Annotated in this window: 24 protein-coding genes; 8 read left to right on the top strand and 16 right to left on the bottom strand. The window is 72.8% G+C overall.

Going from position 1 to position 24411, the window contains the following annotated elements; all coding sequences use genetic code 11:
• Positions 1–10: 10 nt before the first annotated feature.
• Entirely contained in the window at positions 11–199 is a 189-nt protein-coding gene (locus AB0K18_RS05965) for a hypothetical protein (protein ID WP_364910459.1), read from the bottom strand.
• A gap of 55 nt (positions 200–254) precedes the next feature.
• Positions 255–974, bottom strand: coding sequence for an MgtC/SapB family protein (locus tag AB0K18_RS05960; RefSeq protein ID WP_345406914.1), 720 nt, complete (start codon positions 972–974; stop codon positions 255–257).
• Between the two features lie 127 nt (positions 975–1101).
• Between AB0K18_RS05960 and AB0K18_RS05955 the strand changes: the two genes are divergently transcribed.
• On the top strand, positions 1102–1575 hold the full coding sequence (locus AB0K18_RS05955; RefSeq protein WP_364910455.1) for a hypothetical protein: 474 nt from the start codon (positions 1102–1104) through the stop codon (positions 1573–1575).
• A gap of 5 nt (positions 1576–1580) precedes the next feature.
• Here AB0K18_RS05955 and AB0K18_RS05950 read toward each other — a convergent pair whose 3' ends face one another.
• The 4 genes from AB0K18_RS05950 to AB0K18_RS05935 form a co-directional block, all read right to left on the bottom strand.
• Entirely contained in the window at positions 1581–2357 is a 777-nt protein-coding gene (locus tag AB0K18_RS05950; RefSeq protein WP_364910452.1) for a maleylpyruvate isomerase family mycothiol-dependent enzyme, read from the bottom strand.
• Positions 2358–2389: 32 nt separating this feature from the next.
• Complete coding sequence (locus tag AB0K18_RS05945) at positions 2390–3637, bottom strand: DUF6596 domain-containing protein (protein WP_364910449.1); 1248 nt, start codon at positions 3635–3637, stop codon at positions 2390–2392.
• Positions 3634–4008, bottom strand: coding sequence for a YciI family protein (locus tag AB0K18_RS05940; protein WP_364910446.1), 375 nt, complete (start codon positions 4006–4008; stop codon positions 3634–3636). Before AB0K18_RS05940 ends, AB0K18_RS05945 begins: the two co-directional genes overlap by 4 nt.
• 155 nt (positions 4009–4163) lie before the next feature.
• On the bottom strand, positions 4164–5039 hold the full coding sequence (locus AB0K18_RS05935) for a LysR family transcriptional regulator (RefSeq protein WP_364910443.1): 876 nt from the start codon (positions 5037–5039) through the stop codon (positions 4164–4166).
• Between the two features lie 112 nt (positions 5040–5151).
• On the opposite strand from AB0K18_RS05935, the gene AB0K18_RS05930 reads away from it, so the two are divergent.
• The 4 genes from AB0K18_RS05930 (at position 5152) to AB0K18_RS05915 (ending at position 10583) form a co-directional block, all read left to right on the top strand.
• Positions 5152–6483 carry an MFS transporter gene (locus AB0K18_RS05930; protein ID WP_364910440.1) on the top strand — a complete coding sequence of 444 codons (1332 nt, stop codon included), beginning with the start codon at positions 5152–5154 and terminating at the stop codon, positions 6481–6483.
• 89 nt (positions 6484–6572) lie between these two features.
• The gene (locus tag AB0K18_RS05925; RefSeq protein ID WP_364910438.1) at positions 6573–7421 is read left to right on the top strand and encodes an oxidoreductase; all 849 of its coding nucleotides are present in this window, start codon (positions 6573–6575) and stop codon (positions 7419–7421) included.
• Positions 7421–8041, top strand: coding sequence for a TetR/AcrR family transcriptional regulator (locus AB0K18_RS05920; protein ID WP_364910437.1), 621 nt, complete (start codon positions 7421–7423; stop codon positions 8039–8041). The genes AB0K18_RS05925 and AB0K18_RS05920 overlap by 1 nt, the downstream gene beginning before the upstream one ends.
• 154 nt (positions 8042–8195) lie before the next feature.
• Complete coding sequence (locus AB0K18_RS05915; protein WP_364910434.1) at positions 8196–10583, top strand: excinuclease ABC subunit UvrA; 2388 nt, start codon at positions 8196–8198, stop codon at positions 10581–10583.
• Here AB0K18_RS05915 and AB0K18_RS05910 read toward each other — a convergent pair.
• On the bottom strand, positions 10528–11943 hold the full coding sequence (locus AB0K18_RS05910) for an MFS transporter (protein ID WP_364910432.1): 1416 nt from the start codon (positions 11941–11943) through the stop codon (positions 10528–10530). The genes AB0K18_RS05915 and AB0K18_RS05910 overlap by 56 nt on opposite strands.
• A gap of 31 nt (positions 11944–11974) precedes the next feature.
• Between AB0K18_RS05910 and AB0K18_RS05905 the strand changes: the two genes are divergently transcribed.
• On the top strand, positions 11975–12991 hold the full coding sequence (locus AB0K18_RS05905; protein WP_364910429.1) for a LacI family DNA-binding transcriptional regulator: 1017 nt from the start codon (positions 11975–11977) through the stop codon (positions 12989–12991).
• 43 nt (positions 12992–13034) lie between these two features.
• The gene (locus tag AB0K18_RS05900; RefSeq protein WP_364910427.1) at positions 13035–13691 is read left to right on the top strand and encodes a maleylpyruvate isomerase N-terminal domain-containing protein; all 657 of its coding nucleotides are present in this window, start codon (positions 13035–13037) and stop codon (positions 13689–13691) included.
• A gap of 1 nt (position 13692) precedes the next feature.
• Here AB0K18_RS05900 and AB0K18_RS05895 read toward each other — a convergent pair whose 3' ends face one another.
• The 7 genes from AB0K18_RS05895 to AB0K18_RS05865 all read right to left on the bottom strand — a co-directional run bounded on the left by AB0K18_RS05895 (position 13693) and on the right by AB0K18_RS05865 (position 21089).
• Complete coding sequence (locus AB0K18_RS05895) at positions 13693–14349, bottom strand: response regulator transcription factor (RefSeq protein ID WP_364910424.1); 657 nt, start codon at positions 14347–14349, stop codon at positions 13693–13695.
• Positions 14346–15452, bottom strand: a complete 1107-nt coding sequence (locus AB0K18_RS05890; RefSeq protein ID WP_364910421.1) for a histidine kinase — start codon at positions 15450–15452, stop codon at positions 14346–14348. The genes AB0K18_RS05895 and AB0K18_RS05890 overlap by 4 nt, the downstream gene beginning before the upstream one ends.
• Positions 15453–15630: 178 nt before the next feature.
• Entirely contained in the window at positions 15631–16512 is an 882-nt protein-coding gene (locus tag AB0K18_RS05885) for an RNA polymerase sigma-70 factor (protein WP_364910418.1), read from the bottom strand.
• Entirely contained in the window at positions 16509–17837 is a 1329-nt protein-coding gene (locus AB0K18_RS05880; protein WP_364910416.1) for an FAD-binding oxidoreductase, read from the bottom strand. The genes AB0K18_RS05885 and AB0K18_RS05880 overlap by 4 nt, the downstream gene beginning before the upstream one ends.
• Before the next feature lie 85 nt (positions 17838–17922).
• Positions 17923–18762 carry an alpha/beta hydrolase gene (locus AB0K18_RS05875; protein WP_364910414.1) on the bottom strand — a complete coding sequence of 280 codons (840 nt, stop codon included), beginning with the start codon at positions 18760–18762 and terminating at the stop codon, positions 17923–17925.
• Positions 18763–18772: 10 nt separating this feature from the next.
• Complete coding sequence (locus AB0K18_RS05870) at positions 18773–20203, bottom strand: amidase (RefSeq protein WP_364910411.1); 1431 nt, start codon at positions 20201–20203, stop codon at positions 18773–18775.
• Positions 20204–20480: 277 nt separating this feature from the next.
• Positions 20481–21089, bottom strand: coding sequence for a TetR/AcrR family transcriptional regulator (locus tag AB0K18_RS05865; RefSeq protein ID WP_364910409.1), 609 nt, complete (start codon positions 21087–21089; stop codon positions 20481–20483).
• Positions 21090–21183: 94 nt separating this feature from the next.
• On the opposite strand from AB0K18_RS05865, the gene AB0K18_RS05860 reads away from it, so the two are divergent.
• Positions 21184–21933, top strand: coding sequence for an SDR family oxidoreductase (locus AB0K18_RS05860; protein WP_364910406.1), 750 nt, complete (start codon positions 21184–21186; stop codon positions 21931–21933).
• Between the two features lie 389 nt (positions 21934–22322).
• Here AB0K18_RS05860 and AB0K18_RS05855 read toward each other — a convergent pair whose 3' ends face one another.
• The gene (locus tag AB0K18_RS05855; RefSeq protein ID WP_364910404.1) at positions 22323–23042 is read right to left on the bottom strand and encodes a response regulator transcription factor; all 720 of its coding nucleotides are present in this window, start codon (positions 23040–23042) and stop codon (positions 22323–22325) included.
• Complete coding sequence (locus AB0K18_RS05850; RefSeq protein ID WP_364910401.1) at positions 23039–24256, bottom strand: histidine kinase; 1218 nt, start codon at positions 24254–24256, stop codon at positions 23039–23041. The genes AB0K18_RS05855 and AB0K18_RS05850 overlap by 4 nt, the downstream gene beginning before the upstream one ends.
• Between the last annotated feature and the right edge of the window lie 155 nt (positions 24257–24411).

The raw sequence follows: 24411 nt of genomic DNA, 5'->3' as shown, positions 1-24411 counted from the left end.
CTCGCGGGTCTCACCCGGATGCGCTCCGGTCTCTGGCCTCGTGGTAGCGCGCCCAGCCTTCATCGAGAAGTCGGAACCCTGCATCGATGGTTGATTCGGGATTTGCCTCGTGGGTGGCGCTGAGCTGGATCTGCAGGGCGAAACGGACGTAGGAGCGGATCTCGTCGGTCGGCGGCGCCTGGCCGGTGACCGCGGCCACGAGGCGTAGTCTCGGTATGGAGAGTGTCCGATCACTCGCTCTCGGCGCGCACGGGTCAGGAGGCGGAGGCGTCGAGGTCGGTGCCGGCTACCGTCAGCACGCCGTCGATGTCCATGAGCGTGCTCGCCAGGTCGCTGATCGACCCCGGGCCCTGCACCACGAGCCAGATCGACACGCCGCCCTGCTCCCGGCGTTCGCGGTCGACGGTCAGCTCCGCGATCACGAACCCCTTGTCCGTGCACGCCGACAGCACCCGCCGCAGCGCGCCCCGCCCGTCCAGGTACGTCAGGCGCAGCGGGGTCTGCGCGTACTTCGAGCGCGGCAGCAGGCCGGTCAGCGGCGTGAACGCGAACACCACCAGGAAGTGCCCCACCGTCACGGCGATCGCCAGCACCCACAGCCCGGCCCCGGCCGCCATGCCGACCGCGCAGGTCAGCCACACCACCGCGGCCGTCGTCAGGCCGCGCACCGCGTCGCGGCGGACGAAGATCAGGCCGCCGCCGATGAAGCCGATGCCCGACACGATCTGCGCGGCCACCCGGGAGGGGTCGAGGGCGACGTTGTCGCCGAGCACGTCCGCGAAGCCGTACTTGGAGACCAGCATGATCAGCGCAGAGGCGAAGCCGACCAGCGTGTGCGTCCGCAGCCCCGCGCTCTTCTGCCGGATCTCACGCTCCAGCCCGATCGCCGCGGACAGCAGTAACGCCAGCCCCAGATCCCCGAGTTGTCCCCATCCCTGACCGTCGAACACCCCAGCCGTCAACGCAACCTGCATTCCGCTGACCATCCCCGCTCTCCCGCGTCCGCACACCTGCGGTGAGCTGGGCTCTCACGGTCGGCTCACGCGTCCTGCCCGACTCTGGCGGCACGTTTCCAGGCAGTTCACCAGGAGGGGAAGCAGTATGCGGTACTCGTACAAACTCGCCGCCGCGCTCGCTCTGACGGCGGCCGTGGCCGTGCCGGCCGCACCGGCGGCGCAGGCGGCCACGGCGGCGTCGTCGTGCCGGGTGGAGTTCCACGACCTCGACGCGATCGAGGTGGCCGAGTCGGACGGGAAGGACGAGATCCGGGTGCGGCTGCTTCCGTACCTGTATCCGGCGGGCTGGGTGAACATGCGCGCCGGCGACGACGCGGACCCCGCCGACTTCAACATCCCGGACATCACCATCAGCGGCAACACCATCAAGTCCTACAGCCTGCGCGAGGTCACCCCGCCGCTGGTCGGAGCCGGCGTCGAGCTGGGCGAGGTCGAGGTCTACGGCGGGACGTGCGGGACGCTCGACCGCGGCGAGGTCTACACCTACACGAAGAACATCGTCGGCACGTACGAGGAGTCGTTCTGGTACGTGATGAAGGTCCGCATGACCGGCCTGTGACAGGCTCAGCCGGCGACCCAGTCCATGTGGTCGACCCAGTGCTCGAACAGCTCCCGGTCGCCGTGGACGGCGAGCGCGGGCGCCGCGTCGAGGGCGCGGCGCCTGGTGATCACGAGGAGGAGGTCGGTGGCCGGGCCGCTGACCGTGACGTCGGCCTTGTCGCCGCCCTGCTCCAGGACGACGCCGTCCTGTTCGCGGCGGACCCGCCAGTCGGCGCCCGGCGCGTCGGTGGCCTGGAAGAGCAGGGTCTGACCGTCACCCCGCATCGCCTCGGCGAAACGCGGCACGTTGTCCCAGTAGCCGCGCGAGGTCATCGTGGCCAGCCAGTCGGCCAGGGCCGCGACGGCGAGGTCGGGCGCCAGCTCGTAGGGCAGGCCGAGCGCCGCCGCCGCGTCGGCCCGGTGCACGCAGACCTCGCCGAACACCCGGCGCGCCCAGAACGGCACGCCCGCCGCGGCACCCGACGGATCCCACACCGGCGTGTCGTCGGAGACCGAGGAGTAGGCCTGCCGCACCTCGTCAGCGCAGCCGGTCAGCCAGGCACGCCACTCGGCCGGGTCGGTGGGGCCCGGAGCGACGGCGAACGCCGGGGTCGGGTCGAGCAGCCGGTCACGGACCAGCGTGGTCACCATCTGCTGCACGCCGCCGACGTGGTCGACGAGGTCGGACAGCGCCCACTCCGGGCAGGTCGGCACCCGGGTCGCCGCGTCCTTGCCGTCGACCCAGCCGGCGAGGATGTCGGTCTGCTCGACGGCGGCCTCAACGTATGCGGATGTGTCCATCGCCCCTACTCCAGGTGCTCGATTGTCGTCGATCAGACCGTACCGGCCTGGTCCGACATTTTGCCGGGAGATCGGCGAGTCGTGAGGAACGCGCGGACTGCCGGATCGGTGGTGAGTTCGACGGCCCGCGCGTACGCCGCCGCCGCGTCCTCGTGCCGCCCGAGCCTGGCCAGCAGGTCACCCCGTACGGCGTGGTACGGCTGGAACCGCTCCCGCTCCGGCGGAAGGGCTTCGAGCAGGGCCAGCGCGTGCTCCGGAGAGTCCGTCCGTCCTGCGACGGCCGCGTGCGCGACCCGGCCGCCCAGGCTGGGCGCGACGGCGACCAGCGCCGTGTAGAGGGTGCGCAGCGCGGGCCAGTCGGTCGTGCCGGTCCTGGCGCGGTCGCAGTGGACGGCCTGGATCGCCGCCTCCAGCTGGAACCGGCCGGGCGCCTGGCCGGGGCGTCCGGCCCTGGCCAGGTAGTGCTCGCCCTCCGCGATCAGGCCCTTGTCCCAGCCTGACGGGTCCTGCTCCTCCAGCGGCAGGTACGGCCCGCCGGGCCGCCCCGCCCGTGCCGCGTCCAGGGTGAGCAGCGCGGCCAGGCCCCACGCCTCCGGCTGGGTTCCGAGCAGCCGGGCCACCGTGACCGCGAGATAGCGTGCCTCACCGGCCAGGGACCCGGCGTCGCCCCGGTCCTGCCAGGCCAGGGCGTAGCAGCCGTACACCGCCTCCAGCACCGGCGCCAGCCGCTCGTTCATCGCCTCGCGGCCGGGGACGGCGAACGGGATGCGGGCGTCGCGGATCCGCCGCTTGGCGCGTACCAGGCGCTGTGACATCGCGCCCGCGGGCACCGCGAACGCCCGCGCGATCTCGGCGGAGTCGAACCCGAGCACGGTCTGCAACATCAGCGGGGTACGGACGTTCGCGGCGATCGCCGGATGCGCGCAGACGAACAGCAGCCCGAGCCGCCGGTCTGGGACGCCGTCCTCGTCCAGCCCGTCCAGGGGCGCACTCCCCTGGTCGGCGGCGTCTTCCAGCGGGGCCGACCGGCGGTGCGCGGCGGACTTCCAGAAGTCCCGCTGCCGGTTGCGCGCCACCGTGAGCAGCCAGCCCTCCGGGTTGGCCGGCACGCCGTCGCGCGGCCACGTGACCAGCGCCTGCTCGAACGCCTGCGCCAGCGTGTCCTCGGCGAGTTGCAGGTCCCCGGTGGAGGCGGCCAGCAACGCGACCAGCCGCCCGAACGACTCCCGCGCCGCCCGCTCCGCGACCCTCGCCGCGTCGCCGGGTGGGTGGGAGGTCACGAGGGGACCCAGGCGCCGTTCTCGATGTGCACCGCGCCGGGACGGATCTCGACCGTGCCCCAGGTGGCCGGCGGGGCCTGGCGGGCCCAGGTCAGGGCGGTGTCGAGGTCGGGGACGTCGATGACGACCACGCCGCCGAGCTGCTCCTTGGTGTCGGCGTACGGGCCGTCCTGGATGCGGGGCTCGCCGCCGGTCGCGGTGAGCGTGGTCGAGGCCGTGGACGGCTGCAGGATCTGGCCGCTCACCAGGATTCCGGCCTGCTCCAGCGTGGCGGCATAGGCCGTCATCGCCCGCTGCCCCTCGGCGAGGGCCTCGGCCCCGAGGGTCTCCTCGCTCTCCTCGCTGTAGTGGAACAACAGCATGTACCGCATGATGGGATCCTTTCTCATCTCATGGAATAAAGCGCTCTGACGACGCCGGTCGTGGACGTGACAGACTCCTTCAGCACGAGGTCCGTACGCTCACCGCTCGGTGAGCGGAAAGCGCCCCTGGCGTCCTCGTCATGGGGATGACGAGGACGGAGGTCTCAGACAGACACCCGCGGCTCAGGAATCGTGGCGTACAGCAGATCGCGCAGGCCGGGCAGCGATTCGCGGTCGCCGCGCCAGACCAGCCGCAGCCCCAGGCCGGGCACGGCGACGTCCAGCCGCACGAGCGTGCCCGCCTTCAGCGCGGCGGACACGGCGAACTCGGGCAGCAGCGCGATGCCGAGCCCCTGTTCGGCCCACGCCCGCATCACCTGCACCCCACCCGCCTGCACGCGGTCCATCGCGGGCCCGAAGGCCCGGTCGGCGGCCAGGTGGAAGGAGCAGGTGGGCACGTTGACCAGCAGCCGTTCGCCGGACAGCTCGCTCAGGGCAGGCGCGGGACGCCCGTGCAGCCGATGACCGGGCGCCGCGACGAGCACGAGAGGCACGGTGTCGATGTCGAGGAAGCTCAGCGGCGGCGCGGTGAAGCCGAGGTCGCCGAGGGTGTCGCCGGTGTCGAGGAGCAGCGCCGCCTCCAGCCGTCCCGCGGCGACGCCGGCGAGCAGGTCGTCCCGCCGCATGCTGGGCAGGACGTCCACGCGCAGGCCGGGGCGGCGCTCGGTGAGCGTGGCGAGGACGCGCGGGGCATGGGTGGCGGCGATGGTCTCCAGCGCGCCCAGCCGCAGCCGCTCCGCCTCGTCGCGGACCTCGCGCCGCGCCTGTTCGGCCTGGTCGAGGAGGCGGCGTGACCAGGTGAGCAGGCGTTCGCCCTGCGGGGTGAGGCGCATGCCCTTGGTGGTGCGCGCGAACAGGTCCACGCCGAGCGACCGCTCCAGGGCGCGGATCTGGGCCGAGACGCTGGAGGGCGCCAGGTCGAGGGCGACGGCGGCGTCGGTGACCGTACGGTGGCGGACCACGGCTTCGAAGATCCTCAACTGGCGCAGCTCCATGTGGTGACGCAACCAGGAGGTGCGTTCGGACATTCCGAATGCGGCGTGCGGATCCACCGGTGGAGCGGCCGGTACGGGCGGTCCGAAGGTGTGGCGCATGACTTTCGCGCGAACCACGCCCGCGACGCGCCGGACGGCGGCGCTGGTGGGCATCTCTTTCGGATATTTCATGGTGTTGCTGGACATGACGGTCCTGTCGGTGGCCGAGCCGGACCTGGCCGCTTCGCTGCGTACCTCCATGGCCGGGCTGCAATGGGCGACCACGGGATACACGGTGGTGTTCGGCGCGCTGCTGCTGTCGGCGGGCGCGGTCGCCGACCGGTACGGCGCGCACCGGGTCTTCCGCGCCGGGGTGCTGGTCTTCGGGCTCGGCTCGCTGCTGTCGGCCCTGGCTCCGACGCTGGCGGTGCTGGTCGGGCTGCGGGTGGTGCTCGGCGCGGCCGGGGCGGCCTGCGTACCGGCGTCGATGGCGATGATCGCGCGCCTCTACCCGGAGCCGGCGGCGCGCGGCCGGGCGGTCGCGACCTGGGCGGCGATCAGCGGCGCGGCGGTGGCGGCGGGCCCGCTGATCGGCGGCGTCCTGGTCGACTGGGCCGGCTGGCGGGCGATCTTCCTCGTCAACGTGCCGATCGCGGTGCTGGTGCTCGCGCTGACGCTCGGGCGGGCGGCCGACACCCCGCGCGGTGACCGCAGGATCGACTGGCGGGCGCAGGCGGCGGCCTGCGCGGTGCTGGCTCTGCTGACCGACGCGCTGGTCGCGGCGGGTGCGCGGGCCTGGGTGCACGCGGCCGGGTCGGGCATCGCCACGGTGCTGGCCGCCGGGGTGTTCGCGGTGCTGGAACGGCGCAGCGACACGCCCGTACTGAACCCGGCGCTGCTGCGCAGCCGGGGCGTCCTGGCCGGGCTCGCGGCGGGCGCGGCGGTGAACTTCGCGCTCAACGGCAGCCTGTTCGTGCTGCCGCTGCTGTTCCAGCAGGACCTCAGGCTGGGCGCCGCCGCCACGGGGCTGGCCTTCCTGCCGCTCACCCTGCCGTTCGTGCTCAACCCGCCGCTCGTCGGCCGGCTGGCCGCCCGGGTCGGCCCGCGCCCGCCGATCCTGCTCGGGCTGACGCTGCTGGCGGCAGGCGGCGTCGCGCTCGGGGCGGCGATCCAGGCCGGAGCCGGGTACGCCTGGCTGGCGCTCGGGTTGCTGGGCTGCGGTCTCGGCGTGTCGTTCGTGCTGCCGGCGCTGGTCTCGGCGGTCATCGGCGCCGCGCCCGCGCAGGCGGCAGGTGCGGCGGGAGGGCTGCTCAACGCCGTACGGCAGGCCGGGGCCACGCTCGGCGTCGCCGTCATGGGCGGCGTGGCGGGGCCGGCGGCCGCGATGGTGCTCGCGGCGGTGGTGTGCGCGGCGGCGGGGATGTGGTTCGCCGCCGCCCCACAGCGATAATCGACACCTTGGCGAGAAAAATCGACATAGTGTAGATTTTGTGCTGTGGGGAGCCGGCCGGGCTCCTCCGGGAGCCCTTGGAGGGGGACATGCAGCAGCAGAAGTGGCTCATCACCGGCGTCAGCTCGGGCCTCGGCCGGGCCATCGCCCAGGCAGCGCTGGCCGCCGGGCACGTCGTCACCGGGACCGTCCGCTCCGAGGCGGACCTGCGGGCGTTCGAGGAGCTGGAGCCGGGCCGCGCGCACGGCCGCATCCTCGACGTGACCGACGACGAGGCGGTCACCCGCGTGTTCGCCGACGCCGAGCAGAACGTCGGCCCGCTCGACGTCGTCATCGCCAACGCCGGTTACGGCCTGGAGGGCACGTTCGAGGAGACCCCGCTGGCGGAGGTGCGGCGGCAGTTCGAGGTCAACGTCTTCGGGGCGGTGTCCACGCTGCGAGCGGCGCTCCCCTACATGCGGCAACGCCGCCGCGGCCACCTGATGGCCGTCACCTCCATGGCCGGGATGATGACCGTGCCCGGCATGTCCGCCTACTGCGCTAGCAAGTGGGCCATGGAGGGCTTCCTCGCCTCGCTGGGCCAGGAGGTCGAGCAGTTCGGCCTCTACGTGACGGCGATCGAGCCGGGCTCGTTCCGTACGGACTGGGCGGGGCGCTCCATGACGCGCGCCGAGCACTTCATCGAGGACTACGACGAGCTGTTCGTGCCCATCCGCCAGAAGCGGCTCAAGGCGAGCGGCAACCAGCTGGGCGATCCGGCCAAGGCCGGGGAGGCCGTCGTGCACATCGCCTCGATCGAGGAGCCGCCGGCCCACCTGGTGCTGGGCTCCGACGCGCTGCGCCTGATCGCCGCCCAGCGCGCCGCCGTGGACGAGGAGATCCGCGCGTGGGAGGAGCTCTCGCGTACGACGGACTTCCCCGAGGGCGCGCAGCTCTGATGCCCGGCACCCAGCCCGCGCGGCGCCGGCGCGCCACGGAACGCAAGGGGGATCTGCGGGAGCGGGCGATCCTCGACACCTGCGAGTCGCTGCTGGCGGAGAAGGGCTACGAGGCGATGACGGTCGGCGACATCGCCCAGGGCGCCGGCATCACCCGCGGCGCGCTCTACTTCTACTTCGGCTCGAAGCAGGAGGTGGTCACGGCGCTCGTGGCGCAGACCGTCGAGCACCTGTGGGAGCGCTCGCGGGCCACGGCCGGGAGCGACGAACCGCGCCAGGCCATCGCGGCGGCCATGCGACGCACGATCGAGCTGTGGAACGAGCACGGCCTCGTCATGCGCACCGCGATCGACCTGTCGCTGACCGTGCCGGAGATCGGGCAGCTGTGGAGCCACACGGCCGATCTGTTCACCGGAGCCATCGCCGCCGTGCTGCAGCGGGCGGGCGTGCCGGTCGGCGGCGCGCCCGACCAGGCGCCGGCGATGGCCCGCGCGCTGTGCTGGATGATCGAGCGGAGCTTCTACCACGCCTCGCAGGAGTCCCCTGAGAGCCTGGAGCTGGCGTCGGCGGCGTGTGAGCACATCTGGCTGACGTGTGCCGGGCTGACCGGGCAGAGATGAAACGGTCAGTATTGGAGAAGCCCTCGTCGCGGGCGCGCGCCTAACCTGAGTCGCATGCACGGCCGCCGCCCCCAGAGCGCGGCGGAAACCGACATACTGCTCATACTGCCCGACCAGCGGCAGCGCCCATAAGACAGATGGAGAATCCGACAGCATGGCCACGAGCACGGACACCCAGTCGCCCGCGCCCCACGCCGCCGACACTCACGACCTCATCCGCGTGCACGGCGCCCGCGTCAACAACCTCAAGGACGTCAGCGTCGAGATCCCGAAGCGCCGGCTGACGGTGTTCACGGGGGTGTCGGGGTCGGGCAAGAGCTCGCTGGTCTTCGGCACGATCGCCGCCGAGTCGCAGCGGATGATCAACGAGACGTACAGCACGTTCGTCCAGGGCTTCATGCCGACGCTGGCGCGGCCCGAGGTGGACGTGCTCGACGGGCTCACCACCGCGATCATCGTCGACCAGCAGCGCATGGGCGCCGACCCGCGCTCCACGGTCGGCACCGCCACCGACGCCAACGCGATGCTGCGCATCCTGTTCAGCCGGTTGGGGCAGCCGCACATCGGCTCGCCCAACGCGTTCTCCTTCAACGTGCCCACCGTGCGGGCCAGCGGCGCGATCACGGTCGAGCGCGGCGAGAAGAAGAAGCCGGTCAAGGCGACCTACACCCGCACCGGCGGCATGTGCCCGCGCTGCGAGGGCCGCGGCACGGTCAACGACCTCGACCTCACCCAGCTCTACGACGACTCCAAGTCGATCTCCGAGGGCGCCATCACCGTGCCCGGCTACAAGGTCGACAGCTTCTGGACCGTCCGCGTCTTCACGGCCTCCGGGCTCGTCGACCCCGACAAGCCGATCCGCGACTTCACCAAGAAGGAGCTCAACGACTTCCTGTACGGGGAGCCGATGAAGGTCAAGGTCGACGGCGTCAACCTCACATATGAGGGGCTGATCCCGAAGATCCGCAAGTCGTTCCTGTCCAAGGACCCCGAGGCGATGCAGCCGCACATCAGGGCGTTCGTGGAGCGGGCGGTCACCTTCACCGCCTGCCCCGAGTGCGACGGCACCCGCCTCAGCGAACTCGCCCGCTCCTCGCGCATCCACGGCGTCAACATCGCCGAAGCATGCTCGATGCAGATCAGCGACCTGGCCGAGTGGGTACGCGGGCTCGACGAGCCCTCCGTGGCCCCGCTGCTCGGCAAGCTGGCGCACACGCTCGACTCGTTCGTCCAGATCGGGCTCGGCTACCTGTCGCTCGACCGGCCCGCGGGCACCTTGTCGGGCGGTGAGGCGCAGCGCGTCAAGATGATCCGCCACCTCGGCTCCTCGCTCACCGACGTCACCTACGTCTTCGACGAGCCCACCGCGGGCCTGCACCCGCACGACATCCAGCGCATGAACGACCTGCTGCTGCGGCTGCGCGACAAGGGCAACACGGTGCTGGTCGTCGAGCACAAGCCGGAGACGATCGCGATCGCCGACCACGTGGTGGACCTCGGGCCCGGCGCCGGTTCGGCGGGCGGCGAGATCTGCTACGAAGGCACCCTCGAAGGGCTGCGGGCGGCCGGCACCATCACCGGGCGCCACCTCGACGACCGCGCCACGCTGAAGGACTCCGTGCGCGAGCCGACCGGGGTCCTGGAGATCCGCGGCGCCACCACCAACAACCTGCGGAACGTGGACGTCGACGTCCCGCTCGGCGTGCTGACCGTCGTCACCGGCGTGGCCGGGTCCGGCAAGAGCTCGCTCATCCACGGCTCGATCCCGGCCCGCGCCGGCGTGGTGTCGATCGACCAGAGCCCCATCCGCGGCTCCCGGCGCAGCAACCCGGCCACCTACACGGGCCTGCTCGACCCGATCCGCAAGGCGTTCGCCAAGGCCAACGGCGTCAAGCCGGCGCTGTTCAGCGCCAACTCCGAGGGCGCCTGCCCCGACTGCAACGGCGCCGGCGTCGTCGAGACCGAGCTGGGCTTCATGGCCAGCGTCACCACCGTCTGCGAGGAGTGCGAGGGCAAGCGGTTCCATCCGTCGGTGCTGGAGCACAAGCTCGGCGGGCGCGACATCAGCGAGGTGCTCGCCATGCCGGTGGCCGAGGCCGTGGAGTTCTTCGGCGCGGGCGACGCCCGTACGCCGGCCGCGCACGCCATCCTCACCCGCCTCGCCGACGTCGGGCTCGGCTACCTGACGCTGGGCCAGCCGCTCACCACACTGTCCGGCGGCGAGCGGCAGCGGCTCAAGCTGGCCACCCACATGGCCGAGCAGGGCGGCGTGTACGTCCTGGACGAGCCGACCTCCGGCCTGCACCTGGCCGACGTCCAGCAGCTGCTCGGCCTGCTCGACCGGCTCGTGGACAGCGGCAAGTCGGTCATCGTCATCGAGCACCACCAGGCGGTCATGGCGCACGCCGACTGGATCATCGACCTGGGTCCCGGCGCGGGTCACGACGGTGGCCGGGTGGTGTTCGAGGGCACGCCGGCCGAGCTGGTCAAGGCCCGCTCGACGCTGACGGGCGAGCATCTGGCCGCGTACGTCGGGGCGTGATCGGCTCCGGCCTTCTCAGCCTGGGCAGCACCGGGACGGCCGCCAGGAGCAATCCGGTCAGCGCGGCCACGCCGAGGAACGCCCGCTGCACGCCGCCGGCGTCGGCGAGCAGGCCGAAGTACGCAGGTCCTGCCAGGAAGCCCAGGTAGGCGACCGTCGAGATGGCCGAGGTGGCCCGGCCCCTGAACGCGTCGGGGACGGGCCGCAGCCCGTACGACAGGAGGGTGGGGAAGAGCGTCGCGGTGCCCAGCGCCGCGGCGACGACGCCCGCCAAAGCGAGCGGCAGCGACGGGGCGACCGCCGTCAGCACGCTGCCCGCTGTCGCGATCAGGCCCGCGGTGACCATCGTGGCGATCGGGCGGCGCAGCATGACGGGGCCGCCCGCCAGCCTGGCCAGCGCGGCCGTCGTGGCGAACGCGGCAGGGGCGACGGCGGCCAGCGCGGGCGAGGCCGCGAACGCGTCGGTCAGCAGTACCGCGGCCCAGGTCTGGAACGCGTTCTCCGCCGCGAACGCCAACGCCCCCACACCCCCGACCACCAGCAACACCCCCCGCCCCGGCAACCGCCCCCCGCCCTCCCCCCGCACCGCCGCACCGTCGGCCTGCCCGTCCCGGTGACCCGCCGCTCCCTGCGCACGGTCGGCCTGCCCGTCCCGGTGACCCGCCGCTCCCTGCGCACGGTCGGCCTGCCCGTCCCGGTGACCCGCCGCTCCCTGCGCACGGTCGGCCTGCTCGCCCCGATGGCCCGCCGCCTCCTGTGCGGCTGCGGCCTGGTCGCCGTCGGGCGCGGTGCCGGCCCGTACAGGGATCGATCGGGTGGCGGCGGCCACGACCGTGCCGAGCGCGACCACGACGACGGCGGCGGCGGTGAAGGCGGCGAGCAGGCTGCCGGTCGCGGCGGCCAGCGCGCCCGCCGCCAGGCTGCTCGCCGCAACGGTGGCGGAGAACGCGGCGTGCGAGCGGGCCACGACAGGCCGGCCGGTCCGCTTCTCCCCGGTGGCGGCGAGCGTGTTGATGGCCACGTCCGTCGCCCCTGAGCCGGCCCCCACGGCGAGGATGCCCGCGCACAACCCGGCATAGCCGGACGAGACCGCGCACAGCACCACGCCCGCGACGCCCAGCAGCGCGAGCAGCATTCCGGCCACCCGCAGCCCGACGGCGTCCACGAGCCGCCCGGTCAGCAACATGGCGGGCAGCGCCCCCGCCCCCACCAGCAGCAGCGCGACGCCGAACCGCGCGTCACCCACCCCGGCATGGGCACGCAGCAGAGGCAGGCAGGCACCCCACGCCCCCCAGAACACCCCGAACCCCGCGAACCCCAGAAACGGCGCGGCACGCCCCGACAAGCTGGCTCTCATCATATGTGTAACGCTACACAACTAGGATGGCAGCGTGTCCACCAACCGCAGACGCGTGACGCTGAAGGACGTGGCGGCCCGCGCGGGCGTCTCACTGATGACCGCCTCCTACACCTTCACCCGCCCCGCCCGCGTCGCCGACGCCACCCGCGAACGCGTCCACCGCGCGGCCGGCGAGCTGGGCTACCACCCCGACGCCGTGGGCCGGGCGCTGAAGTCAGGCCGCACCAGGCAGCTCGGCGTGGTCTTCAGCGAGCACCTGGTCTACGCCTTCGACGACCCGCAGGCGGCCCGGTTCCTCGCAGGCGTGGCCGAGGTGTGCGTCGCGGAGGGGCAGGGGCTGACGTTCATCCCGACGCGGGGTGACGCCGACGACGCCGACCGGGTGCTGTCGGCCGCCGTGGACGCGTTCGTGCTGTGGACCACCACCGAGGACGATCCGGTGCTCGCGGCCGTCGCGGGCGATCCGCGGCCCGCCGTCATCCAGGGCGGCCCCGGGCGCGACGGCATCGCCTGCGTCACCCAGGACGACCGCGCCGCCGCCCGCGCCATCGCCGCCCGCGTGCTGGGCGAGGGCCGTATGCCCGCCGTCATCTCGTTCCCGCTCGACCGCGCCCGCGCGGCGATGACGACCACGGGCGCCGGCCTGCCGCCGCACGTCCCGTTCCCCGTCACCGACGCCCGCCTGCGCGGCTACCGCGACGCCGTCGAGGCGGCCGGCCTGAGCTGGGACGGCACGCCGGTCGCGGTCGTCGCCCGCAACACCCGCGCCGACGGCGCCGCCGCCGCCCGCGAACTCGCCTCCCGGCTGCCCGCGGACGCGCTCGTCATCGCCATGAGCGACGAGCTCGCGATCGGCGCCCGCCAGGCACTCGAAGACTCCCACCCCGGCGCCGCCTACCTCGGCTGGGACGCCTCACCTGCCGCTCGGCAGCTTGGCATCGTCTCCGTCACCAACCCGCTGCGCGACCAGGGACGCCGCTGCGCGCAGCTCGCCCTCGACCCATGCGACGCCGGCGAGCGGGAGATCCCGTGGAGCATCACCGGATAAGCCGGTTGTCCGGCCTCGTGACCAGCCGCTACGGTGTGGGCGCGTGGATGCCTTCGAACGTTCCTGGGCGGCGTTGCGCGCCGCGGTCGCCGACCTGCCCGACGACGCCTTCGCCGAGCCGTCGGGCTGTGCCGGGTGGCTCGTGCGCGACCTGGTCTGCCACCTGGTCATCGACGCCCAGGACGTCCTGATCACCCTCGTCACGCCGACCGACGAGCCGCCGACCCGCGACGCGATCACGTACTGGGAGGTCACCGGCACTCCCCCGACCGGTGACGATCCGCTCGACGCGCTCACGGTCCGGCTGGCCGCCGCCTACGAGGACCCGTACCTGCTGAAGTTCCACCTCGACGACGTCGGCTCCGCCGCGGGACGGGCCGCCGCGCTGGCCGATCCCGCGATGCGGGTCGGCACGCGGGACGAGGTGCTCACGGTGGGCGACTACCTGACGGCGTACGTGCTCGAATGGACGCTGCACCACCTCGACCTGATCGCCCACCTGCCCGGCGTGCCCGGCCCGCCCGCCGAGGGGCCGGCCCAGGCACGCGAGATGCTGGAGAAGATCGCCGGGGCCGCGTTCCCCGCGTCGTTCTCCGACGAGGCCGCGCTGCTCGTCGGCACCGGCCGTCGCGCCCCGACCCCGGCCGAGCGGGACGAGCTGGGCGACCTGGCCGGCCGGCTGCCGTTCGTCGTGGGCTGACCTAGCGTCCCGCGTCCATCATGCGGCTCTCCCAGGCCCAGGCCGCGATCTCGACCCTGTTGCGGGCGCCGAGCTTAGCCTGGACGCCCGCCACATGCCCTTTGACCGTGCTCACCGCGATGAACAGATCGTCGGCGATCTCCTGGTTGCTGCACCCCCTGGCGACCGCCCGGACGATCTCGGTCTCCCGCGCGGTCAGGGGCTGCGCGGGCGCGCGGGCCGCGATCCCGGCTCCGCGGTCGGCCAGCCGGCGCAGCAACCGCAGCGTGATCGACGGCGAGATGAGCGCGTCGCCCGCGTGGGCGGCCCGCACGGCCTCGACCAGCAGCGCGGGGCCGGCGTCCTTCAGCACGAACCCGGCCGCGCCGCGGTGCAGGGCGCCGTGGACGTACTCGTCCAGGTCGAACGTGGTGACCATGACCACTCGGGTGGGGGCGTCGGCCAGCGCGCGGGCCACCTCGATCCCGTCGAGGCGGGGCATCTGAACGTCCACCAGGCAGACGTCAGGACGTGCCCGGCGGGCCTGCTCGATCGCCTCGTCGCCGTCGCCCGCCTCGGCGACCACGACGATGTCGGGCTGGTCCTCCAGGATGATGCGCAGGCTGGCCCTGATCATCGGCTGGTCGTCGGCCAGCAGCACCCGGATGGGCGGCGTCATCGGTGTTCCCCGGCGGGGACGGTGGCGCGCACGACCCAGCCCGCGTCAGGGCCGGGGCCGGCGGTCAGCGTTCCGCCCAGGGTGTCGAGGCGTTCGCGCATGCCGATGAGGCCGTAGCCGGCGCGGCGGGGGCGGACGGTCGCGTGCGGGGCGTCGTCCTCGACCACGACCGTGACGGCCTGCTCGTCCTGGGTGATGCCGACGGTGATCACGCGGGCGTGCCCGGCGTGCTTGGCGACGTTGGTCAGCGACTCGCGGACGACGCGGTACACGGTGCTGCGCACCTCGGCCGGCCAGCCGTCGGGCTCGGCTGCCAGCCGCAGCCGCGCCGATCGGCCGTGGCCGTCGAAGCGTCCGACCAGCTCGGCGAACTCCTCGGAACCGGTCACGCCGGGGGCGCTCTCGCGCATCAGGCCGACCACGCGGCGGGTCGCGGCCAGCGCCTCGTGGCCCGCGGCCTCGATGCCGGCGAGCGAGGCGGCCGTCCTGTCCGGGTGCTTGGCGGTGACGAGCTGGGCGGCCTGCGCCTGGAGCACGATGCTGGTGACGTGGTGGGCCACGACGTCGTGCAGTTCCCTGGCCAGCTCGCGGCGCTCGGCACGGCGTACGCGCTCGGTGGCGGCGCGGCGGCGGGCGGCCAGCCATCGTGGGACCAGCCCGCCTCCCATGGCGGCGAGCCAGATCAGGCCACCCTGCGCCGGCACGGGCGAGCCTGAGCCGGTCAGCAGCCCGCCCGTCATGACGGCCGCCCCTGCGGCGGCCACCGCGCAGGCTTGGACGGCGGGCAGTCTCCTGATCGCGGAGCCGATGAGCACCGCCAGGCCGAGCGAGGTGGCGGGGCCCGGCTCCGCCGGCAGGTGGAGGAGGTGGGCGGGCAGGACGGCGAGCCCGGCCACGGTCAGACCGGCGACGGCCGTCCACAGCCGGGCGGCGCGGCGTGCCACGGCGAGCACCGCCACCACCGCGCCGACGCAGGCGCCGGGCACCCAATAACCGTCACCCCAGCTGGCGGCGAGGCGGGCGGCCTGGTAGGCGATGGCCAGCGCGAGCACGACGCCGAGTCCGATCTCGGCCGCCACCTCGAGCCGAACGGGAGCACGCACGGCGTTCACGCTAGGGCACGGGTCCCCTGGGCTTGTACCGGCCGAAAGTACTGTTTCGTCCCACTGCGGGCGTCCCACTGCGGGCGTCCCACTGTCGGCGGCCAGCTGGTGGGCGGGCCGCCGCCGTCCTCCTCGTCCGACGCTTCAGGGCCGAGGAGTGTGGGCTCGCCCGTCCCGCTCAGCGGCTCACCGGGGTCTCCTCATACACGCGCGACAGCTTCTCTGGATTGCGTACGGCGTACACGCCACTGATCAGGCCGCCCTCGACCCGCACCGTGATGACGGCGTCGATCCCGCCATCGACGCGGAGCACCAGGGCCGGATGGCCGTTGACGTGGGCCGGCTGCAGCGCGCCGGCGCCGAACCTGGACAGCGCGGTGGCCAGCGGGGCGATCCGCTCGGCCCCCACGAGCGGCTCCAGCAGCGCCTCCACGACTCCGCCGCCGTCGCTGAGGAAGACGGCGTCGGGCGCGAGGACGGCGAGCAGCCCTTGCAGGTCGCCGGTCTCCGCCGCCCGCCGGAAGGCGTCGAGCGCGTCACGGATCTCGGCCTGCGAGACGCCCGCGCGCGGCCGGCGGGCGGCGACGTGCGAGCGGGCCCGGTGGGCGATCTGGCGGACCGCGGCCTGGCTCTTGTCCACGGCCTCGGCGATCTCGTCGTAGCCGAGGGCGAACACCTCGCGCAGCACGAACACCGCCCGCTCGGCCGGCGTGAGCGTCTCCAGCACCAGCAGCATGGCCATGGAGACGCTCTCGGCCAGCTCGACGTCCTCGGCCACGTCGGGCGTGGTCAGCAGTGGCTCGGGCAGCCACGGGCCGACGTACGACTCCTTGCGCCGGCCGAGCGTGCGCAGCCGCATCAGCGCCTGCCGCGTCACCATCCTGATCAGGTACGCGCGCCGATCCCGCACCGTGCCGAGGTCGACGCCCACCCATTTCAGCCAGGTCTCCTGCAGCACGTCCTCGGCGTCGGCGGCCGAGCCGAGCAGCTCGTACGCCACGGTGAACAGCAGGTTCCTGTGGGCCACGAAGTCCTCGGTGGCCGGGTCCATCCGGTTCATGGGCGGACATTGTGGTTGCGGAAGAACAGGTTGCGGGGGTCGTGCCGGCGCTTGACCGCCGCGAGCCGCCGGAGGGTCCGCGGCGGGTAGACCGCGGCCACGTCGTCCGGCGTGGCGGAGGTGAGGAAGTTGGCGTACGCCCCGCTGACGTGGGGCGCGAGCCTGGCCCAGATCGCTTCCAGGGCCGGGCGGGCGGCCTCGACGATCGGCTCCGGCCCGGCCGCGGTGGTCACGAACATCAGCTCCGCCTGGCGGTGGGCGTAGGCGGTGGCGTCGTCCGGGACCCGGGCGACCGCGCCTCCGACGCTGCGGACAGAGATGAACGGTGAGCCCTGCGCCGCCCCGGTCTCCGCGAGCAGCTCCAGGACCTGGCGCACCGACCCGGCCCCGACGAAGGCGCTGCGGGTGAGCAGCCGGATGCCGGGCGGCGCCGCCTGGCCCTCCTCAAGGATGTCCGCGTACGGCTGGAGCGTGACGTCGTCGCTCAGCACCGTGCCCAGAGCGCGGATCGGGTCGATGGCCTTCGCGGCCGCCTCGGGGTCGTCGCCGTCGAAGGCGACCTGGATCTTCACCGGCGCTTCGTGGCCGCCCTCGAAGGGGTTGGCGAAGCTCGCGATAGAAGTCAGCTCGTCCGGGGCAGTTCGCAGGTAGGCCGCCCAGCCCTGGAGTACTTCGGCGAGTTCCGCGGCAGGGAAGGTGATCGCGCCGAAGAAGACGTCGGTCGTCGGGTGCGCGGCCAGCTCGAAGGCGGTCACCACGCCGAGGTTGCCGCCGCCTCCGCGCAGCGCCCAGAACAGCTCGGGGTTCTCCTCCGCGCCGGCGCGCAGCACCGCACCGGAGGCGGTGACGACCTCGGCGGCGACCAGGCTGTCCAGGGTCAGGCCGTGTTTCCTGGCCTTCCAGCCGATGCCGCCGCTCAACGTCAGCCCGCCGACCCCCACGCTTCTGGTGTCTCCCGAGGAGATCGCCAGGCCCAGCGGAGCCAGGGCGTCCGCGACCTGACCCCAGGTGGCGCCGCCGCCCACGCGGACGATGTGACGTTCCTCGTCGATGACCTCGACGCCGGCGAGCCTGGCGAGGTCGAGGACGACGCCGCCGTCGTTGGTGCCGAAACCGGCGAAGGCGTGGCCGCCGCCGCGTACCGACAGCACCAGACCCGCGTCGGCGGCGAACCGGACAGCGGCCTGCACGTCCGCCACGCTCGCCGGCCGCAGGACGTAGGCCGGGCTGCCGGAGACCAGCATCGTGCGAGCGGCCTCCTCATAGCCGGCCGTGCCAGGCTCGATGACGTCGCCGCCGAAAGTGGTGGCCAAGAGGGCGTTCATGGTGCTCCTTCCACATGCCGGGGTTGTTCCCGGTCGAGCAGAAGATGCCGGCGGCCCGCTCGTTGTGACATCGCGGCGACGTGACCTACGCCACGCCGCACAGCCACTCCAGGCCGGCTTCGGCGTGGGTGACGACGGTGAAGTGGCTGTCGCCCTTGAGCAGCCGCAGGTCGGCGGCCGGGCAGTGCTCGGCCAGCCAGGAGCCGTGGGTGGCGGGGATGATGCGGTCGGCGGTGCCGTGCAGGAGCAGGACGGGAGCGCGGATGGAGCCGGGGTCGCAGCCCCAGGCGTGGGTGTAGGAGACGTCGTCGTCGATCTGGCCGTACGGGCCGGCGTCGAGAGCGGGTTGGGCGACCTTGCCCAGCCACCCCCACGGCCCCTCGAACACCGCCAGGTCGGCAGGGGTGAACTCGCAGTCGTAGGCGAAGTCCGAGTCGTGCAGCGCCGCCCGTACCTTCCGGCCCGCCGCCGCCGTGCCCAGCGCGGCCACGCCGGACGGGACCATCCCGGTGAACCAGTCCAGACCGTCGGCGCCGTACGGGGCGATGCCGCCCAGGCTCAGCACCGCCCGGACGCGCTCACCCAGCACCGCGGCACACCCCAGCGCGTAGCTGCCGCCGCCCGAATAGCCCGCGACGGCGAACCTGCCGATGCCGAGCGCGTCCGCGACGGCCGCCGCATCACCGGCGACGGACGCGACCGTCCGCCCCGGCGCCACGTCGGAGCCCCCGTAGCCCGGCCGGTCGAACGCCACCCAGCGCACCCCCAGCCGGTCGGCCGCTGCGAAGAGCGGCTCGGGGGGCGCGCCGAGGTTCGGCGTGCCGTGGTGCCACATGACCGGCAGCCGCTCGCCGTCGCCTGGGGCGGTGTCGTAGACGTGCAGCGTGCGGCCCCCGCCCACGTGGACGTCCAGCTCGATCATCATGTCCTCGACGCTACCGCTCCGTCGGAGGACGGAAGCCGCCGAGCTCCTGCTCCAGCAGCTCGGCCAGCCGGAGCGGGGTGCGGTCCTCGAACATCGGGCCGATGAGCTGCACGCCCACCGGCAACCCTTCGGAGGATCCGCCTGCCGGGACGGCGGTGGCGGGCAGGCCGGGCATGGTGGCCAGGCCGGCCCAGACGAGCTGGTCGAAGTACGGGTACGCGGCGCCGTCGATGTCGATGCGCCGCCGCATCGGGTCGGGGCTGTGGTCGTGCGGGAACGCCGGCGTCGGCGTGACCGGGCACACCACGGCGTCGAACTCGGTGAACAACGTCCGCCAGCCGTGCCGGTGGGCCTCGCGGCGGTTGTTCACCTTCAGCCAGTCGCGGTGGCTGAGCGTCAGGGCGCGCAGCCGTACGGACTCGAGGCTCTGGTCGTCCGGGTGCTGCTGCTCGTGCGGCTCCATAGGAAAGCGCGCGACCGAACCCGAGATCAGCAGCTGCATGTAGAGCCTCGCGGCCTCCGCCAGGTCCGGCAGCAGCGGGCTGTGCCACTCGACACGGGCGCCCGCGGCGGTGAGCGCGGCGGCCACCCGGTGCACGCCCGCCCGCACGGCCGAGCCGGTCGGGAGCAGCGGATGTTCGTCGAGGACCAGGACCCGGAAGTCGCCGAGCCGGTCGTGGCGGGCGGGCGGCAGCTTCAGCTCGTACGCCAGGCCGTGCGTCAGCGGGTCGGGGCCTGCCATGACGTCGAGCAGGAGCGCGAGGTCGCGGGCGGTACGCGCCATCGGCCCGACGACCGCCAGCTCGGGCTCCGCCGGCAGCTCCTTCGGCAGGGCCATGCCGCGGGTCGCCGCCAGCCCGAGCGTCGGCTTGTGCGCGTAGACGCCGCAGAAGTGGGCGGGCGTACGCAGCGAACCGGCCAGGTCGGAGCCGATCGACAGCGCCCCGAACCCGCACGCCAGCGCCGCCGCCGACCCGCCGGACGACCCGCCTGGCGTGCGGTCGCGGTCCCAGGGGTTGGTGGTGGTGCCGTAGAGGTCGTTGAAGGTCTGGATGTCCTGCAGGCCCAGCGGCACGTTGGTCTTGCCGAGCACCACCGCGCCCGCCTCCTTGAGCCGCCGTACCTGGACCGCGTCCTCGGCCGGCATGAAGGCGCGGTGCTGCGACATGCCCCAGGTCGTGGCCATCCCTTCGACGTCGTACGACTCCTTGACCGTCACCGGGACGCCCAGCAGCGGCCGCTCCGCACCGCGGGCGCGCGCCCGGTCGGCGTCTCGCGCGGCTGCTCTCGCCCGGTCGAAGTCCGGTACGCAGATCGCGTTGGTCACCTCGTCGTCCCGCTCGATCCGGGCGATCGCGTCGTCCGTGAGTTCCACCGAGCTCACTTCCCCTGTCCGCAACGCGACTGCCAATTCTTCTGCTGACTGGTATTTCGTATCCATGGCGGAGGACTCTATTGGCTTGCCATGAATGCTGATCCCGGTCCGGGTCGTCGGCATTCTCCGGAAAAGCGGAAATGGCCGCCCGACAGCTTCGCCGAAAGTGGCTTCACCGCAGGTCAGAAGGGTTATGGGGTGGATCTTCAGCTTTGGCGAGGGCATGAAACTCCGCTACATGCAACGAGAGAGACATCTCAATTCTCGTCAGAGCGGACCGCCCATCACGTCACTGGCCACAATCCGCGGAATTTGTCCAGTCGACAGAGGAGGTGTCTCTTGCTTATGGGCTCGGCCACTGGAGCAGAGCCAGGTCGGCGACCCGGCGAAGTTCGTCGCGAGGGGTGCCGCCGGCGGCCTGGACGGCGATGCCGTTGGCGACGGCCATGAGATAGCGGGCGAGCAGCCCGGGGTCGTGACCGGCGGGCAGGTCGCCTTCGTCGGCGGCGCGCTGGAGGCGTTCGGCGAGGAGTGCGACGCCGTCGTCGCGCCAGGCCGTGAGCGTGTCGCGGATGCCCCGGCTGGGCTCCCCCGCGGCAAGCGACCCCTGAACGCCGAGGCAGCCGGCGGGCGCGCCGGGAGTGGTGGTGGCCAGGGCCGCGCCGTGCAGGAACGCGGTGGCCACCGCACGCGCGGTCGGCTCCTGGACGGCCCGCCGGGCATAGGAGGCCGGGCCATCGGTGTAGCGCCGCAGCACGAGGTTGAACAGATCTTCCTTGCTGCCGAACGCGGCGTACATGCTGGTGCGGCTGATGCCCATGGCCTTGGTCAGGTCGGTGAGGCTGGCGCCGTCGTAGCCCTGCTCCCAGAAGACCCGCATGGCCTGATCGAGCGCTTTCTCGGCGTCGAACCCGCGCGGGCGGCCGACCGGCGCCTTCCCCTGACTTTGCACGCCTCCGATCCTACCGTTGTGTACCGATCGGTGCAGAAGTGCTATCGTCACCATTAAGTACCGAGCAGTACAGATTTCTGACGAGGTGAAAGCCATGAAGCTGTTCGAAGGCAAGACCGCGGTAGTGACCGGCGGCGGCACCGGCATCGGCCTGGCCACCACCAGGCGGCTGGCGGCCGAGGGCGCCCACGTGTTCATCACGGGACGCAGAAAGGCCGTCCTGGACGAGGTGGTGGCGAGCATCGGCCCGGCATCGGTGACCGCCGTCCAGGGCGACATCTCCAACCTGACGGATCTCGACGACCTCTACACCGCCGTACGAGAGCGCGGCCAGGGCCTGGACATCCTGTTCGCGAACGCCGCCGCCGCCTCGTTCGCGACTTTGGAGCAGGTCACCGAGGACCACTTCGACGACATCATCGGCACCAACGTCAAGGGCACCCTCTTCACGGTGCAGAAGGCCCTCCCGCTCCTGAACGACGGCGCCTCGGTGATCCTCAACTCCTCAGTACGCGCAGGAGACGGCGTCGCGGCCTTCGGCGTCTACGCGGCCTCGAAGGCGGCCATCCGCTCCTTCGCCCGCACCTGGGCCAACGAGCTGAAGGACCGCGACATCCGCGTGAACGCCATCTCCCCCGGCACCATCGACACCCCGGGCCTGGACGGCGCGGTGGCCGACAAGAACAGCCCGGTCACCAGGGAACACTTCACCACGGGCATCCCGATCGGCCGAGTGGGCCGCCCGGAGGAGATCGCCGACGCAGTGGCCTTCCTCGCCTCCGACCGGTCAAGCTTCATCCTCGGCGCCGACTTGGTGGTGGACGGCGGCGAAGTCCACATCTAGCCCCACCCACCCCACCGAACGGCCCCTCGAACGTTCTGAGCGTCCACCACCACCGAAACGCACCAAACCCGGCTCAGCGCAGGCGATCAGCGGCGCTCGTCTGGAGCCGGCGAACCCGCCGCCGATGGGACTGTACGGTCTCCTGGACAAGCCCCGCCGACCGGCGAGCCACCGACGCTCCCTGCCCGGGGTCAGCTGGTTGGCCGCAGCTCAGGCGAGCCACCGGCGATAGTGCGGCCTCGCCACGATCCCGCCACAGCGGTCGGCAGGTCGCGGGGGTGCATCTGGGACGGCGGCGGGCCCACCGCGCACCGCGCAGGTCACCGGCACTCATGCCTACCCGGTGCCCAGCTCGGGCAGCTGGGCAGGACCGTGCCCCTTCGGGCTGGTCATCGGTGGTTGTGCGGGACGGTGACCAGGCCGGCTTCGTAGGCGGCGATGACCAGTTGGGCGCGGTCGCGGGCGTGCAGTTTGGACAGCAGGCGGCCGACGTGGGTCTTGACCGTGCCGACGGTGAGGTGGAGGTGCTCGGCTATCTCGGTGTTGGACAGGCCGCTGCCTATCAGGGTGAGCACCTCGCGTTCGCGCTGGGTGGTGTTGGCCAGGTCGCGCACGGCCGGGGTGGAGCGGGAGCCGCGCAGGAAGTCGGCGATGAGGCGTCGGGTCACCGAGGGCGCGAGCAGGGCCTCGCCGGCGGCGACGACTCTGATGGCGGCCAGGAGCTCTTCCGCTGTGGCGTTCTTGACGAGGAAGCCGCTCGCTCCCGCGCGGAGCGCGCCGTACACGTATTCGTCCAGGTCGAAGGTGGTGAGGATGAGGACGCGGACGCCGGCGCCGTCGGGGTGGGCGCAGATGCGGCTGGTCGCTTCGATGCCGTCCATGTCGGGCATGCGGATGTCCATGAGGACGACGTCGGGGCGCAGCCGGCGGGCCAGGCGCACGGCCTCGGCGCCGGTGCCCGCCTCGCCCACGGTGGCCAGCCCCGGAGTGGTGTCGATGAGGACCTTGAGGCTGTCACGCACCAGCACCTGGTCCTCGGCGAGCAGGACCCGGATGGTGGGTGCCGACTCGTGCGAAGCGGCGTCACGGGTCATGTCGCGGCCGGTCATGTCGCGGTGCTGTTCTCGTCGTACGGGAGGCGGGCTGCCACACGGAAGCCTCCTTCGGACCTGGGGCCGGCACTGAAGGTGCCTCCGTACAGTTTGACTCGTTCGCGCATGCCGATCAGGCCGTGTCCGCCGCCGGTCCCGGTGCGGGGTGGGCGGCCGTGGCGGGGGCCGTCGTCGAGGACCTCGATCGTGGTTTCTCGGTGGTTGATGTGCACGGTTACCGAGCAGTGGGTGGGTGCGGCGTGGGTGATGACGTTGGTCAGGGCTTGTTGGACGATGCGGTAGATCGACATCGCCACCGCGGCTGGGAGTTCGGCTTCTTCGTGGACGGTGAGGTCCACCTCCACTCCGGCGGAGCGGGCGTGGTCGGCGAGCCCGGGTAGGTCTGCCACGCCGGGGACGGGCAGATGGGTCTCCTCCTGGGTTGGCCGGGGGTCGCCGTCGGAGCGGAGGAGGCCGAGCACTCGGTGGATCTCGGTCAGCGTGCTCCTGCTCGTCTGCTCGATGACGGCCAGCGCGGCGCGGGCCTCCTGCGGGCGGGCGTCGGCGACGTGATTGGCCACGGTGGCCTTGACGGCGATCAGGCTCATGCTGTGACCGATGACGTCGTGCAGCTCTCGGGCGATGCGGCGGCGCTCGTCGGCCACGACCGCTTCAGAAAGGTGGCGGACGAGGCGGGCGGTCGTCTCCCGTTTCCAGCGGACGGCCGCTCCGACGGCCCCCGCGGTGATCAGGAGCACCGAGATCACCCCGACTTCGATCGGCCACGCGGGTGGCAGCTCGCTCGGCCCTGCCGCGGGCTCGAGACCGGGGAACACCTGCTCGTAGAAGATCAGCACCGCTGTGACCGCGCCGGCCGCGCATGCCGCCAGACCTGCCGCCGACCAGGCCAGCGAGGTGGTGGAGGCCACGAGGTACAGGACGAGCGCGGTCGGGACGTACGTCACCCAGATCGCGCCCGCCGCCACGGCACCGGTCACGGTCGCCAGCACGCCCGTGACGGCCGCGAAGGCGAGCACGGCACGTGGCCTGCGCCGTCGTACGGCGATCGGCAGGGCGAGGACCGCCCCGACCGGCCAGGCCGCCCAGGCCGGCCACCACGACGACGGCCCGGGAGGATCGGCGACGGCGTATCTGATGATCAGCGCCACGACGATCGCCGTCACCACGTCGGTGACGATCCACCCATCGAGCCGCTGCCCGCCCCACTTCATGCCCGGACCGTATCGCCCCCGCACCGGGCCCGGCATCTGACCACGGTCGGACTTTCCGCATCCAACCGTGGTCCGACCACCGGTCTCCGTGTGCGGTGCGACATCTCACCTCCGTACGGGGGGTCGGCTGACCACGACAAGGCGTCTCACGTCTG

Origin of the sequence: Nonomuraea sp. NPDC049421 (assembly GCF_040677005.1) — a bacterium.
Lineage (GTDB): Bacteria > Actinomycetota > Actinomycetes > Streptosporangiales > Streptosporangiaceae > Nonomuraea > Nonomuraea salmonea.
This window is presented reverse-complemented; position numbering and strand designations above follow the sequence as displayed.